General features: G+C 38.5%; 9 protein-coding genes. All 9 read right to left on the bottom strand.

What is annotated here, in order from left to right; genetic code table 11:
- Positions 1-163: 163 nt before the first annotated feature.
- Complete coding sequence (gene lonB / locus MHH73_RS16175) at positions 164-1,846, bottom strand: ATP-dependent protease LonB (RefSeq protein ID WP_191810155.1); 1,683 nt, start codon at positions 1,844-1,846, stop codon at positions 164-166.
- A 623-nt stretch (positions 1,847-2,469) separates the two neighbouring features.
- Positions 2,470-3,735, bottom strand: coding sequence for an ATP-dependent protease ATP-binding subunit ClpX (clpX, locus tag MHH73_RS16180; RefSeq protein ID WP_191810153.1), 1,266 nt, complete (start codon positions 3,733-3,735; stop codon positions 2,470-2,472).
- A 448-nt stretch (positions 3,736-4,183) separates the two neighbouring features.
- The gene (gene tig / locus MHH73_RS16185; RefSeq protein ID WP_191810151.1) at positions 4,184-5,470 is read right to left on the bottom strand and encodes a trigger factor; all 1,287 of its coding nucleotides are present in this window, start codon (positions 5,468-5,470) and stop codon (positions 4,184-4,186) included.
- Between the two features lie 158 nt (positions 5,471-5,628).
- On the bottom strand, positions 5,629-6,645 hold the full coding sequence (locus MHH73_RS16190) for a tetratricopeptide repeat protein (RefSeq protein WP_191810149.1): 1,017 nt from the start codon (positions 6,643-6,645) through the stop codon (positions 5,629-5,631).
- Positions 6,646-7,075: 430 nt separating this feature from the next.
- Positions 7,076-7,660 carry a 3-isopropylmalate dehydratase small subunit gene (leuD, locus tag MHH73_RS16195; protein WP_191810147.1) on the bottom strand — a complete coding sequence of 195 codons (585 nt, stop codon included), beginning with the start codon at positions 7,658-7,660 and terminating at the stop codon, positions 7,076-7,078.
- 12 nt (positions 7,661-7,672) lie between these two features.
- Positions 7,673-9,088, bottom strand: coding sequence for a 3-isopropylmalate dehydratase large subunit (gene leuC, locus MHH73_RS16200; protein WP_341068080.1), 1,416 nt, complete (start codon positions 9,086-9,088; stop codon positions 7,673-7,675).
- Between the two features lie 64 nt (positions 9,089-9,152).
- Positions 9,153-10,265: a 3-isopropylmalate dehydrogenase gene (gene leuB / locus MHH73_RS16205; RefSeq protein ID WP_341068083.1), complete on the bottom strand. Its 1,113-nt coding sequence runs from the start codon at positions 10,263-10,265 to the stop codon at positions 9,153-9,155.
- 27 nt (positions 10,266-10,292) lie between these two features.
- Complete coding sequence (locus MHH73_RS16210; RefSeq protein ID WP_341068086.1) at positions 10,293-11,834, bottom strand: 2-isopropylmalate synthase; 1,542 nt, start codon at positions 11,832-11,834, stop codon at positions 10,293-10,295.
- The gene (gene ilvC / locus MHH73_RS16215) at positions 11,821-12,843 is read right to left on the bottom strand and encodes a ketol-acid reductoisomerase (RefSeq protein WP_191810139.1); all 1,023 of its coding nucleotides are present in this window, start codon (positions 12,841-12,843) and stop codon (positions 11,821-11,823) included. The genes MHH73_RS16210 and ilvC overlap by 14 nt, the downstream gene beginning before the upstream one ends.
- Positions 12,844-12,859: the final 16 nt, after the last annotated feature.

Here is a 12,859-nt window from a genome sequence, read left to right on the forward strand (position 1 = left end):
GACTTTTTAATCTAGTTCGTTAGCTAAAAAAGTAAAAAAGGGCAATCATTTTGTTTGTTTTCTTCATTCTAGCTTGACAATTGCTTATTTCATTCCCTATTTATTTGCCTTTAAAACGGGGGAATGAAAAACTCCGGCAGTTGTTGCCGAAGTTATTAGTACCTCACATACTTTCCTTTTTAGCAAGATCAATTGCTGACGCATCTAATGGTGAAATTAACGGCTTTTCATGTTGATATTCTTTGTGAAGGGCGAACTCGAACACTTCATTCAACGTTTTAACGGGAACAATTTGAATTCCTTCCACTTCATTTAATATCGATTGCATATTCTCTTCAGGGATAATAACTGTCTTTGCACCAGCTTTTTTGGCTGCTTTTACTTTTGGATATACCCCGCCAATAGGCTTAACCGTACCATGAATACTGATTTCGCCTGTCATTGCTACAGTGTGATCTATCGGATGTTTATAAATAGCTGAATAAATACCAGTAGCCATTGCAATCCCAGCAGATGGGCCATCAATCGGGACACCGCCAGGGAAGTTCACATGAATATCATAATCATCTGCAGGTACGCCCATTGAACGAAGTACTGTAATCACATTCTCAATTGAGCCACGTGCCATACTCTTTCTCCGAATCGATTTTCCTTGTCCGCCAATACTTTCTTCTTCTACAATTCCTGTAATATTAATAGATCCTTTTTCTTTAGCAGGAATCACAGTAACTTCAATCTCTAATAAAGCACCAGAATTAGGGCCATGAACAGCTAGACCATTAACTAAACCAACCTTGGCTGTTTCTCCGATTTTTCTTTCCATTCTCGGTACTAATTGACTTGATTGAATGACCCACTCGACATCTTCGTCCTTAATATAATCGCGCTCTTCTTGTATCGCAAGACTCGCCGTCGTTTGAACTAAGTTAACTGATTCACGACCGTTTCTAGCATAAGATGCTAATGTTTGTAAAGCGTGTTCACTTATTTTTAAGTTCACTTTATCGGCTGCCTTTTTAGCAACTTCCGCAATTTCTTCTTCTGTTAATTCCCGGAAGAACACTTCCATACAACGTGAACGAATAGCTGGAGGCAATTCGTTAGGTGTTCTTGTTGTGGCACCAACTAACCGAAAGTCTGCTGGTAAACCATTTTTAAAGATATCATGTATATGAGAAGGAATTTGCATATTTTCTTCATTATAATAAGCGCTCTCAAGGTATACTTTCCGGTCTTCCAACACTTTTAACAACTTATTCATTTGTATAGAATGTAACTCTCCAATTTCATCTATAAACAAGACCCCGCCATGGGCATTTGTGACTGCCCCTTGTTTCGGTTGTGGGATTCCTGCTTGCCCCATTGCTCCCGCTCCTTGATAAATGGGATCATGTACAGATCCAATAAGCGGATCAGCAATCCCTCTTTCATCAAATCGAGCAGTTGTCGCATCTAGTTCAATAAAGACTGAGGATGGTTTAAATGGTGATTTTTGATTTTTCTTGGCTTCTTCTAATACTAATCTGGCCGCAGCTGTTTTACCTACTCCAGGAGGCCCATAAATGATGACGTGCTGGGGATTTGGTCCACAAAGTGCCGCCTTAAGTGATTTTATGCCATCTTCTTGCCCTACAATATCATCAAAGGTCGTTGGCCTAACTTTCTCTGAAAGAGGTTCTGACAGTTTAATTGACCTCATCTTCTTTAATTGATCCATTTCTTTACGAGACTCTCTATCAATAGAGACTTTTTGAGTACGTTGGTTTTTAAGTAAGTTCCAAAAATAGAGCCCAATAACAATTCCAAAAAATAGCTGTACAAACAATGCAATTCCCGTCCAACTCATCCTATTCCCTCCTGAACATTTTCTTGCTGATAATGGATAGTATCTCCTGCGCAAAGTTGGAATAAACAAGAATTTTAAATTCAATAAGAGGAAGCTTATGGTTACTTTAGCATTTATTATAGGTGAATGATTTAATCAAACGGGAAATTTGTTAAGCTGTGATTGAGGAAATAGATATGCAAAAAAGTGGTTAATTTTTTGATTGGTTTCATCTTCTACTTTACCTGGTGATCTTATAGTAACGACACTCGATTCGATCTTGTTACACGTTAAAAGACCCTAGCTTATTTCGGCTCTAAGGCATTTATTGAGGTCATTTATTTGACTACCAAAGAATGGTGAACGGTATGTAGGTTTTGCTCAGTTATCTTTGCGTATTTTACTCTGGATGTATGAGCAAATTCATTTAGTTCAGCTATCTTTAAGGATTTCAATATAGATGCACGAACAAATCTACTTTGTTCAGCTATCTCTAGCATTCTTACCTTGGATAGACAAGCAACTACCTACCAAATTGATATAACAAAACCAATTATCTATATACTCACACGTCCTTCATACACAGAACTTTTCACTGCAGGTAATAGAAAAGGAACTAAACCGTAGTTTAGTTCCTTTCACACTTATGCAGAAGTTTTTCTTTCTTCTTTCACAATTGTACCATCTTCAAGTAATAGCTTTGGTGAACCATTCTCAAGGACCGTTTCTTTTGTAATGATACATTTTTTAATATCATCACGAGAAGGTAAATCAAACATGACATCAAGCATGATTCCTTCAATAATCGAACGTAATCCACGGGCACCTGTTTTTCTTTCAATTGCCTTTTTAGCAATTTCAATCAGTGCTTCATCCTCGAATTCTAATTCAACATCATCTAATTCAAGCATTTTTTGGAATTGTTTTACTAAAGCATTTTTCGGCTTTGTTAAAATTTCAATCAATGCTTCTTCATCTAATGGTGTTAAGCTTGCAATAACCGGCAAACGACCAATAAATTCAGGAATTAAACCGAAACGCAATAAGTCCTCTGGTAAAACTTTAGACAGTAACTCATGTTGTTCCAGTTCTTTCTGCTTATTATCCGAACCGAAACCGATCACTTTTTGACCTAAACGGCGTTTAATGATTTGTTCGATTCCGTCAAAGGCACCACCACAAATAAATAAGATATTCGTCGTATCAATTTGAATAAATTCTTGATGCGGATGTTTTCTTCCACCTTGTGGAGGTACACTGGCAACAGTGCCTTCAAGAATTTTCAATAATGCTTGTTGCACACCTTCACCAGATACATCTCTTGTGATCGACGGATTTTCTGACTTACGCGCCACTTTATCAATCTCATCGATATAAATAATTCCTTTTTCAGCTTTCTCCACGTCATAGTCTGCAGATTGGATAAGCTTTAGGAGAATATTCTCAACATCTTCACCAACATAACCTGCTTCTGTTAATGAAGTCGCATCCGCAATTGCGAATGGTACATTTAGAATTCTTGCTAATGTTTGGGCTAGTAATGTTTTACCGCTTCCTGTTGGCCCAATCATCGCAATATTACTTTTTGCCAGTTCTACATCATCTACTTTACTGTTCGAATTAATCCGTTTGTAATGATTGTAAACTGCTACAGCTAGGTTTTTCTTTGCTTGGTCTTGACCGATTACATATTCATCGAGAATGTCGCGAATCTCGGATGGCTTTGGAACATCCTTAAATTCAACTTCTTCCTCTGTTCCAAGCTCTTCTTCCACAATCTCGGTGCATAATTCAATACATTCGTCACAAATGTAAACACCAGGACCAGCTACTAGCTTACGAACTTGATCTTGTGTTTTCCCACAGAAGGAACACTTTAATTGACCTTTTTCATCATTAAATTTAAACAAATCCTTCACCCCTTGATCAAACTTCTAAGCGATATATCTTCTGCGAACTTTTGTTTATCATTAGCTAAATATTTTGAGCCAAATCACTCGCCAGTTCTTATTAAAACGCTTGATAAAAACTAACCTTTAAGTTATGTATTGCATTGTAACACACTTCAGCAAAAGACAGGAAATAATAACACTTACCTCTAAGTTATGTACGTAATACGTTATTCATGATTCGCAGAAGGAAATCACTCAATAAAACTTGTACTTCCATAAGCATGTCCATTTTTATGTCCATCCATAAGTGGAATTTTTTTCAGGCAGTTATGTATATGATAAGGTAGCCTGCTTTTGCCGTACTACTATTATGTAATATCTAAAATTGTAGAAAACAAGGCACGATGTGATCGCGCCTTGTTATGTGTAAGTTCCGGGTTGCTACCGTTACTTTGTTATATTCATTTTAAACAGTTTTACTATTTTCTACAAGTAAATCGATTGCTTTTTTCGCTTTAATATCAGATTGTAAACCATCAAGGCTACCACCAAGCGCCATTTGAATATTTTCAGCTGTCATATTATACATTTCAGCCATTTTATTTAGTTCTTCGTTCAATTCTTCTTCAGAAACTTCGATGTTTTCTGCAGCAGCGATTGCTTCAAGTGTTAAGTTGATGCGCACGCGCTTCTCTGCGTCAGCTTTCATTTGCTCACGTAATGCAGACTCATCTTGTCCAGAGAATTGATAATAAAGCTCAAGGTTCATACCTTGCATTTGTAAACGTTGTTCGAATTCTTGCATCATGCGATCTAATTCAGTATCAACCATTGCAGCTGGAATATCAATTGTCGTGTTCTCTGCTGCTTTTTCTACTACAGTATCACGCACATGGTGCTCTGCTTCATGGTTTTTACTATCAACTAATTGTTTCTTCGTTTTTTCTTTTAGTGCATCTAATGTTTCAACTTCTTCATCTACATCTTTAGCAAATTCATCATCTAATGCAGGAAGTTCTTTTGTTTTAATTTCATGTACAGTCGTTTTGAATACTGCTTTTTTTCCCGCAAGCTCAGCAGCGTGATACTCTTCTGGGAACGTAACATTTACTTCTTTAGATTCGCCAGTAGAAACACCAATTAATTCTTCTTCAAAACCTGGAATGAATTGTCCAGAACCAAGTTCTAATGAGAAGTTGTCACCTTTTCCACCTTCGAATGCTTCTCCATCAACGAAACCTTCAAAGTCGATCACAACTGTATCACCTTGTTCTGCTGTACCTTCTTCTTTAACAACAAGCTCAGCTTGTTTTTCTTGAAGGCCTTTTAATTCGTTTTCTACATCTTCATCCGTTACTTCTGTATCGAATTTTTCTACTTCAAGACCTTTATATTCGCCAAGTTCTACTTCAGGCTTTACAGTTACTTTCGCAGTGAAAATAAGCGCTTTACCTTTTTCGATTTGTTCTACATCGATTTCAGGACGATCAACTGGCTCAATGCCTGTTTCTTCAATCGCATTTGCATACGCTTCTGGTAAAAGAAAATCAACTGCATCTTGGTATAAAGATTCAACACCAAAGCGTTTTTCAAATAGGCTGCGAGGCATTTTACCTTTTCTGAAGCCTGGAACATTTACTTGTTTAACTACTTTTTTAAATGCAGCGTCTAAACCTTCGTTTAACTTCTCTGCATCTACTTCAATTGTAAGAACCCCTTGGTTCCCTTCTAACTTTTCAAATTTAGCAGACATACTATTATTTCCCTCCAAAATCTATGATCATTTCATTCACAGCAAATAGAATGAATATGTCTAATCGATTATTCATTTATATAAGGTGAATCATCTTTCTATCCACATAATACAACCATTATATTATAACATAACGTCTCTAGCTTTCAACAATGAGACTATATTTTAGGATAAGAAAATTCTTCTATTGCTTCAATATAAGTAATAGCTGCATGATAATCTTCTTCTTCGACAGAATATTTCTCAAGCATTTCATCCACAGAAAGGTCCATGCCTAAATAATCAATCGCAAGTGTATGATAGGCAGCTGCCCATGTTTTAATTGAAAATGGTTCTAATTCTACCGGATACATGAGAAATAAATGACGGTTTACAAGAGAAGCCGCATGTTCAAGTAAAATGGGATCATCTTGTTCCATCTGCTCTTCTAACTCTTTGAGCATATCGATCCTTTGGTGAAAATCCTCAAAGTCCGGCAACTGTGCAGGCACGAAACTTTTTACCGTTCCCATTTTTTCAACAATTACTTCCTTATTATATAGATGCTGTTTCAGCACATCGAGAAGTAATGTCTTAAAAAAGGGATGCCCTTCTTCAGATCGTAAATAAACAAGGATTTCTTTTACATTGTGTACAATATTCTTGTCTGCCAATTCTTTAGCAAGTATCATCTGTTCTTGTTGATCTTTTATTTCAAAAAGTTGTAGTTGAATTACCGCGTCACTCTCTACATCACTGGACTTTATATCTGCTTCAGCCATTCTACGGCTGAATTCTAGTAGTCGGCTAAGGTGTTCAAATTTCCCAGGAGGCACTTTATTCTCTTCAAATAAGTATTCAATAGTGGTGACAATTTCATCGTAGCGATGTAATTGTACTAAAATCATCAAATACATATCGACCACTTGGAGATAATCACCTATTCCATTATGAAGCATGTATTCCGCTTGTTTTTGCGCAAGTTGTAATTGACCTGATTCAAAAAAAGCGAGCACAAGACCCGTTTGAATATCCTCATCCTCACCATTTAGATCTGAAGCTTCTGTTAAAAATTCTACCGCCTCTTGAAACTCTCTGCGATGCAAAGCCTCTAATCCCTTCTCTAATAAACGCCTATCTAAAAAGGGGAAGGGAACCACTTTATTTTTTTTGTCATTACGATTTTGTTTTGTCATTTTGCCTACGTCCCTTAATTTTCTTATTTAGTGGTAAGTGTAGCATGAAAAGAGAAAAATGCAAAAGGATTGTGCAATTGGGAGATTCCGAGGAAAAACATCATAAAAGGGAGGCTGGGACATAACTAAATGAGCTAACCTCAAAAAAAACAATAACAAATTGATCTTAAAACATCATTTGAAAAAAAGTCCGTTCCATTGCGCTACAGTCACTCGCTTTCCGATGAGAGGGGCTGAGCCTCCTAAGGCATTGCCTAGTCTTAGCTTTTCCTCTATTTCCCGCAGGAGTTGAGTGCCTTCCGCTCCATTTCACTATTCTTTTCATATAAGGGTTCAAATCACACAAAAAACCGAATGATTAGATGCTAGAACTCCTAATCATTCGGATAAATCATTAGCTAGCATACTTATGTCCCAACCTCATAAGTTCCTATCTTAATGCTTGTTCATATGCTGTGATATGGTCATCTAATTGCAAGGTGATTTCAATTTCATCCCACCCATTCATTAGCATCGTTTTCCAATAAGCATCAATTTCAAATGACACTTGGAATCCTTCATCATCACGAATCGTTTGCTTCTCTAGATTCACTTCTAATAGATAAGGCTGTTGTTTGCCTTTTTCAAGTAATTGCACAACCTTCTCCTTTGGCAATGCAATCGGTAACACACCATTTTTCAGGCAATTTTGATGAAAAATATCTGCGAACGATGGTGCTACTATCACTTTAAATCCATAATCTAGGAGCGCCCATGGCGCATGCTCCCTTGACGACCCACAACCGAAGTTCTCATTTGCAATTAAAATGGAGGCATTTTGATTTTTTTCTTGATTTAATTCAAACGTCGGGTTTAAACTACCATCTGCCATATAACGCCAGTCATAGAACAAAAATTGGCCAAAGCCCGTTTTTTCAATTCGCTTTAGAAATTGCTTAGGAATAATCTGGTCTGTATCTACGTTGGCACGGTCGAAAGCAATCGCTTTATCCTTTAAAGTTTTAAATCGAGTCATCTACTCCACTCCCTATCTTACTGGTTGTTTTTCAACCATTTTTCTTACATCGACAAAATGACCATGAATAGCGGCTGCTGCTGCCATAATTGGACTGACTAAATGAGTTCTCGCTCCAGAACCTTGTCGACCCTCAAAATTCCGATTAGATGTGGAAGCACAATGTTCACCGCTAGGGACAATGTCATTATTCATACTCAAACACATACTGCAACCTGAATCTCTCCACTCAAACCCAGCATCTTTAAAAATGGCATCAAGACCTTCTTCTTCTGCTAGCGCCTTGACCGTTTGTGAACCTGGCACAACTAATGCACGCACATCAGGATGAACTTTATTGCCTTTAATGATAGAAGCCGCCTCACGTAGATCTTCTAATCGTGAATTGGTACAAGAACCGATAAATACATGTTGAATCTGAATATCTTCCATTTTCTGTCCTTCCTGTAGTCCCATATATTTAAGGGCACTCTCAAGTGATTTCTTTCCTACGACTGTTTCATAATCACTTGATGTAGGAATGGAATCAGTTACTTTAGATGTCATCGCTGGGTTTGTCCCCCAGCTAACCATTGGGGCAATATCGGCTGCTTCAATCGTAATCACACGATCATAAGTTGCATCTTCATCCGACACTAGTGATCGCCATTTTGTCACAAGCTTATCAAAGGCTTCCCCTGTCGGAACATGCTTACGTCCTCTTAAGTAAGAAAATGTTGTTTCATCAGGGTTTACTAATCCAGCTCTCGCGCCACCTTCTATCGACATATTACAAATCGTCATCCGCTCTTCCATAGACATATCTGCAATCACTTCGCCCGTATATTCAATGACATGTCCTGTTCCAAAATCAAACCCATACTGAGAAAGCACATAAAGGATCACATCTTTTGCTGATACACCGTGTTGCCTTTTGCCATTGATTTCGATTTTTAATGTTTTCGGTTTTTGGCGCCAGATGGTTTGTGTGGCTAACACATGCTCTACTTCACTTGTACCGATACCGAATGCAATGGAACCGAATGCACCGTGTGTGGATGTATGACTATCGCCACATACAATTGTCATACCTGGTTGCGTTAAGCCTAACTCTGGACCAATGACATGAACAATTCCTTGGTCTGGATGATCAATTCCTGCCAATGGTACTTGAAACTCTTCACAGTTCTTTTCTAATGTCGTCATCTGGTTCAAAGCAACCTTATCATTAATGACCTTGCGATTATCTGTAGGGACATTATGATCCATTGTGGCGAAGGTTTTATCTGGTCTTCTCACTGTCCTCCCTTTCATTCTTAAGCCAGAAAACGCTTGCGGCGATGTTACTTCATGCACTAAATGCAGATCAATATACAATAAGTCTGGCTTTCCCTCTTCTTGATGAACAATATGTTGTTCCCATATTTTCTCTATAATTGATTGTCCCATTTTTTTCACACACCTTTTTAAAAGAAACACGGACCCATAATAGGCCGTGTCCCTTCTTCATTATTTAAGCGTACGCACCCATAATATGCATAATAGCTTCATTATCTAGTAGCATCGCTTTTACTTCCGCAATCATTTCTGTTGTCGATGTCACTTGTTGGCTGAACTCCGCAATATCACTTGTTCTAAAGCCTGCATCTAACACTTGTTTTACAGCACGTTCTACCTCATTCGCCTCTGTTTCTAACCCGAACGATTCACGAAGCATCATCGCAGCAGATAAAATCATTGCTAACGGATTGGCCACGTTTTTTCCTGCGATATCAGGTGCCGAACCATGAATCGGTTCATATAAATATGGACCATTTTCAGATAAACTAGCAGATGATAACATGCCTAATGAACCGGTTAAAACGGAGGCCTCATCACTTAAAATGTCACCAAACATATTCTCTGTTACGACAACATCAAACTGTTTAGGATTTGTCACCATTTGCATCGCCGCATTATCAACTAACATATGTTCAAGATACACATGGGGATAATCTTTTGCTACTTCCTCTGCCGTTTCCCTCCACATCCTGCTTGATTCAAGTACGTTTGCTTTATCAATAGATGTGACTTTTTTTCTTCTCTTTTCTGCTAAAGCAAATGCTTTTTCGATTACACGCTTCATCTCTGCTTTTTTATAAAATAATGTATCGACTACCGCAGATTCTCCGTTAGCATCCATTCGTTCACTCGGTTGACCAAAATATAATCCGCCAGTTAATTCGCGTACCATCAATAAGTCTACACCTTGGATCACTTCATCTTTTAAAGGAGAAGATTTCGCCAAACTTTCAAAATAAGTTGTTGGACGAAGATTGGCATATAGATTAAGCTCTTTACGGATTTGTAATAACCCTCTCTCCGGACGGATATCAGGATTTACTTGATCCCATTTAGGACCACCCACTGCTCCTAAAAGAATCGCATCGCTTTCTTTGCAAAGTTGAATGGTTTCTTCCGGAAGTGGTTTGCCTTTTTCATCAATCGCATGGCCGCCAATCATACCATAAGAAAATTCAAATTGGTGATTATAGCGCTCTCCGACTGCTTGGAGAATTTCAACTGCTCCTTTTGCAACTTCTTTCCCGATCCCGTCTCCTGGTAGTACAGCGATACGTTTTTTCATCTTTTATCCCTCCGATTAAAGTGTATGTTAACTATTTTGCATAGCTGGTTCCGTTTTTTCTTTCATATATATGACTCGGTTTACTGCATTTAAATAAGCTTTTGCTGATGCTTCTAGCACATCTTGAGCGAGCCCTCGACCGCTCGTTTCTACCCCTTGGTATGTTAACTTAACGAACACTTGCGCAAGTGCGTCTCTACCGGCTCCAACTGATTGAATGCGATAATCGAGTAAACTAATTTCACCATTCACACTTGCTTCTAATGTGTTATATAGTGCCTCAATACTTCCTGCACCCGTACCCGCTTCCTGTATCACTTGGTTATCGCTTCCGGATAATGTAACCGTTGCTGTCGGCACTTGATTCGTACCGTACTGAATTTGGATTTGAATCAATTCATAGAATCGCTGTTCCTTCGATAATTTCTCTTCTAATACAAGGGCGACTAAATCTTCATCTGTCATCTCTTTTTTGCGATCGGCTAAATCTTTAAATACAGTAAATAGTGGTTTGATATCTTCATCTGCCACATCTAATCCTAATTCGTCTAAACGATTTTTAAATGCATGTCGTCCTGAATGTTTACCAAGAACAAGAGAGTTAGATTGCACACCAACTAATTGCGGTGAAATAATTTCATAAGTCGTTACTTCTTTTAATACGCCATCTTGATGAATACCAGATTCATGGGCATAAGCGTTTGCTCCAATAACGGCTTTATTTGCTGGGACCGGCATACCGGAAAGTTTGCTTACAAGGCTACTTGTTCGGCTAATCTCTCCTAGGTTTAATGTTGTTTGAGCATTGTAGAAGTCTTTTCTAATGTGAAGGGCGACAGCTATTTCCTCAAGCGCTGCATTGCCCGCTCGCTCTCCAATTCCATTAATCGTTCCCTCTATTTGTGTCGCACCATTTTCTATCGCAGCTAAAGAGTTTGCAGTGGCCATCCCTAGATCATCATGGCAATGAGCTGATAATGCTACTTTATCAATAGACGGGACATTATTTTTTAAATATTTAAAAATCTCTCCGTATTCTTTCGGTGTTGCATATCCGACTGTGTCCGGAATGTTGATCACCCTCGCTCCTGCTTGGATGACTTTCTCTACGATTTCTGCCAAGAAGGGCAATTCTGTTCTTGAAGCATCCTCTGCTGACCATTGCACAATGGAAAAGCGTTCCGCCGCATACTTAACGGTATTAACTGCCGTTTCCACTACTTGCTCTTTTGTCATTTTAAGTTTGTAATCACGATGAATAGGGCTAGTTGCTAAGAAGGTATGGAGCCTTGGTTCGGCTCCTCCCTTCAATGAGTCCCATGCAGCATCTATATCCGATAATACCGCTCTCGCTAAACCTGTTACAGAAGCGTTCTTCACTGTTTCTGCAATAGATTTCACCGATCCAAAGTCTCCTTTAGATGCGGCTGGAAAACCTGCTTCGATGATGTTTACATTCAGTCTTTCTAGCTGTCTAGCAATCTCTAATTTCTCAGAGAAGTTCAAGTTGACTCCTGCTGATTGTTCTCCATCTCTAAGCGTTGTATCGAATATATTAATTTGTTGCACTGCTCACCACTTCTTTCTTTTTATTGTTTTGGACAAATGGCATCATTTTGCGAAGCTCTCTGCCAACTCTTTCAATTTCATGTTCACTTTCTTTTGCATTAATAGCTGTAAATACCGGGCGATTCACTTGGTTTTCCATAATCCAGCCTTTGGCAAATTTGCCTTCTTGAATATCTTTTAATACTTCTTTCATTTCTGCTTTTACCTTTTCATCTACAACACGTGGGCCACTGACGAAATCTCCCCATTGTGCTGTATCTGAAATAGAGTATCTCATTCCTTCTAATCCACCTTCGTACATCAGGTCAACAATTAATTTGAGTTCATGGAGACATTCAAAGTAGGCGAGTTCCGGCTGATAACCTGCTTCCGTTAACGTTTCAAATCCTGCTTTAACAAGAGAAGTGAGTCCGCCACATAATACCGCTTGTTCTCCGAATAAATCTGTTTCTGTCTCTTCTTTAAATGTCGTTTCTAAGCCACCAGCTCTTAATGCACCAATCGCTCTTGCATACGCTAGTGCTAATTCTCTTGCTTCACCTGATACATCTTGGTGAACGGCGAATAATGCTGGTACACCCGCTCCCTCTTCATATGTTCTTCTTACTAAATGACCTGGTCCTTTTGGTGCGACTAATAAAACATCACTTTCTTTCGGGGGAACGATTTGATTAAAATGGATATTAAATCCGTGAGCAAACATCAAGGCTTGATTGGTTAAATTCGGTTCGATTTCTTCTTTATATACTTTCGTTTGCAATTCATCTGGTAATAAAATCATTACGATATCTGCTTTAGCAGTCGCTTCACCTACTGAGTAAACTTGAAAGCCATCTTCAACTGCCGTCTGCCATGATTTCCCCTGTCTTAAGCCGATTACTACTTCTACACCGCTATCTCTCATATTTTGCGCATGCGCATGACCTTGTGATCCGTATCCAATTACCGCTACAACTTTCCCGTTTAAGTAGTTCGCATTTGCATCTCCGTTATAGTACATTTTAGCCATTATTCATTCTCCTCTA

The organism is Cytobacillus sp. FSL K6-0265 (genome assembly GCF_038003465.1).
Lineage (GTDB): Bacteria > Bacillota > Bacilli > Bacillales > Cytobacillaceae > Cytobacillus > Cytobacillus stercorigallinarum.

Excerpts from the sequence above, each read along its gene's own strand:
- MHH73_RS16190 (WP_191810149.1), bottom strand. The coding sequence starts at position 6,645 with ATGACAAAACAAAATCGTAATGACAAAAAAAATAAAGTGGTTCCCTTC.
- lonB (WP_191810155.1), bottom strand. The coding sequence starts at position 1,846 with ATGAGTTGGACGGGAATTGCATTGTTTGTACAGCTATTTTTTGGAATT.
- tig (WP_191810151.1), bottom strand. The coding sequence starts at position 5,470 with ATGTCTGCTAAATTTGAAAAGTTAGAAGGGAACCAAGGGGTTCTTACA.
- leuD (WP_191810147.1), bottom strand. The coding sequence starts at position 7,660 with ATGACTCGATTTAAAACTTTAAAGGATAAAGCGATTGCTTTCGACCGT.
- leuB (WP_341068083.1), bottom strand. The coding sequence starts at position 10,265 with ATGAAAAAACGTATCGCTGTACTACCAGGAGACGGGATCGGGAAAGAA.
- ilvC (WP_191810139.1), bottom strand. The coding sequence starts at position 12,843 with ATGGCTAAAATGTACTATAACGGAGATGCAAATGCGAACTACTTAAAC.
- leuC (WP_341068080.1), bottom strand. The coding sequence starts at position 9,088 with ATGGGACAATCAATTATAGAGAAAATATGGGAACAACATATTGTTCAT.